Annotated in this window: 1 tRNA gene and 2 rRNA genes (1 of these 3 cut by a window edge); all 3 read right to left on the bottom strand. The window is 55.2% G+C overall.

What is annotated here, in order from left to right:
- Positions 1–372 precede the first annotated feature (372 nt).
- A tRNA-Met gene (locus tag NKH04_RS32420) sits at positions 373–449 on the bottom strand.
- 130 nt (positions 450–579) lie between these two features.
- Positions 580–694 (bottom strand): 5S ribosomal RNA (rrf, locus tag NKH04_RS32425).
- A gap of 96 nt (positions 695–790) precedes the next feature.
- Positions 791–2,500, bottom strand: a 23S ribosomal RNA gene (locus NKH04_RS32430) (it continues 1,089 nt past the right edge of the window).

Here is a 2,500-nt window from a genome sequence, read left to right on the forward strand (position 1 = left end):
AAAGAAAGCTTGACCCCAGCACTCCGGTGCTCAGGTTCTCCTGGCTGCCGGATGCGCACGTCTGCGGTCTTCACCGGATGCGTACGGACCTGGCCACTTTTCGGACCTTGCAGAGTTACGACGTAAGCTCGCGGCAAAATACGGAGCAGACGCCTGCTGCCCAGTGACTGTGCGGCGGCACCTGGTGCATATCAGTCAAGACGGCAGCGCGCCTTTTTGGCGCGTCGTAAATCCCGATCGGCCATTCGCCCCACGTATGAGAGGTGGATCGGAGCACATACGCGAAAAATTGGCCGCGGAATGCTAAGTGTCCTGTCGCCGTACTTCAGCCCATACGAAAACGGCCCGCACAAGGCGGGCCGTTTTCGAATTTGGTTGCGGGGACAGGATTTGAACCTGTGACCTTCAGGTTATGAGCCTGACGAGCTACCGGGCTGCTCCACCCCGCGTCAACCCTAGAAGTAAGCCTTGGCTCACTGGATTCAAGCTTCCGCCAAATGAAAGGGCCGCTTGCGCGGCCCGATATCCCGTTGGCGGGCCTGTTCGTAAGGAGAAGATTAAACAACGTGCGCTTGGCAGACCTGGCAGCGACCTACTCTCCCGCGTCTTGAGACGAAGTACCATCAGCGCTGGAGCGTTTCACGGCCGAGTTCGGAATGGGATCGGGTGCAGCCGCTCCGCCATAACCACCAGGTCGGCAAAACGCACGTTGCTCGAGAAGCTGTTTTCTGTGCCATTCATCTCGGCGCAATCCAAGGATTGTCACCAGAAATGGGCATTAGGAATGAGAACGATCAAGCCGATCGAACTATTAGTACCGGTAAGCTTCAAGCGTTGCCGCTCTTCCACACCCGGCCTATCAACGTGGTCGTCTTCCACGGTTCTCAGGGAATACTCGTTTTAAGGTGGGTTTCCCGCTTAGATGCCTTCAGCGGTTATCCCGTCCGGATATAGCTACCCTGCTATGCGGCTGGCGCCACAACAGGTCCACCAGAGATCCGTCCATCCCGGTCCTCTCGTACTAGGGACAGATCCTTTCAATATTCCTACACCCACGGCAGATAGGGACCGAACTGTCTCACGACGTTCTGAACCCAACTCACGTACCGCTTTAAATGGCGAACAGCCATACCCTTGGGACCTGCTCCAGCCCCAGGATGCGATGAGTCGACATCGAGGTGCCAAACAACCCCGTCGATATGGACTCTTGGGGGTCATCAGCCTGTTATCCCCGGCGTACCTTTTATCCGTTGAGCGATGGCCCTTCCACGCGGGACCACCGGATCACTATGACCGACTTTCGTCTCTGCTCGACTTGTCAGTCTCGCAGTCAGGCAGGCTTATGCCATTGCACTCAGCGAACGATTTCCGACCGTTCTGAGCCCACCATCGCGCGCCTCCGTTACTCTTTAGGAGGCGACCGCCCCAGTCAAACTACCCACCATACATTGTCCCGGACCCGGATAACGGGCCGCGGTTAGACATCCATAGTGATAAGGGTGGTATTTCAAGGGTGGCTCCACCTGAGCTGGCGCCCAGGTTTCAAAGCCTACCACCTATCCTACACATGCCACTACGAATGCCAATGTAAAGCTATAGTAAAGGTGCACGGGGTCTTTCCGTCTAACCGCAGGAACCCCGCATCTTCACGGGGAATTCAATTTCACTGAGTCTATGCTGGAGACAGCGGGGAAGTCGTTACGCCATTCGTGCAGGTCGGAACTTACCCGACAAGGAATTTCGCTACCTTAGGACCGTTATAGTTACGGCCGCCGTTTACTGGGGCTTCGATTCAGAGCTTGCACCCCTCCTCTTAACCTTCCAGCACCGGGCAGGCGTCAGACCCTATACGTCGTCTTGCGACTTCGCAGAGCCCTGTGTTTTTGATAAACAGTCGCTACCCCCTGGTCTGTGCCACCCTCCCATGCTTGCGCATGAAAGGGTCACGCTTCTTCCGAAGTTACGCGTGCAATTTGCCGAGTTCCTTCAGCATAGTTCTCTCAAGCGCCTTGGTATACTCTACCAGTCCACCAGTGTCGGTTTCGGGTACGGTCTATAAGGAGGAGCTATTTCCTGGAACCACGCAGCAGCCCTTTCAATCCGATAAGATTGGACTACCTCAATGATCCGTCACTTCCTCCAGGCCCACGAATATTAACGTGGTTCCCATCGTCTACGCATTTCTGCCTCGACTTAGGGGCCGGCTAACCCTGCTCAGATTAGCTTTAAGCAGGAACCCTTGGACTTTCGGCGGGGGAGTCTCTCACTCCCCTTACGTTACTCATGTCAGCATTCGCACTTCTGATACCTCCACCACCCCTCACGGGTATGGCTTCATCAGCTTACAGAACGCTCCGCTACCGCTTGCATTGCTGCAAACCCTAAGCTTCGGTGTATGGCTTTAGCCCCGTTACATTTTCGGCGCAAAGACCCTTATTTAGACCAGTGAGCTGTTACGCTTTCTTTAAATGATGGCTGCTTCTAAGCCAACATCCTGGTT

Source organism: Mesorhizobium sp. M1365, assembly GCF_040317865.1.
Lineage (GTDB): Bacteria > Pseudomonadota > Alphaproteobacteria > Rhizobiales > Rhizobiaceae > Mesorhizobium.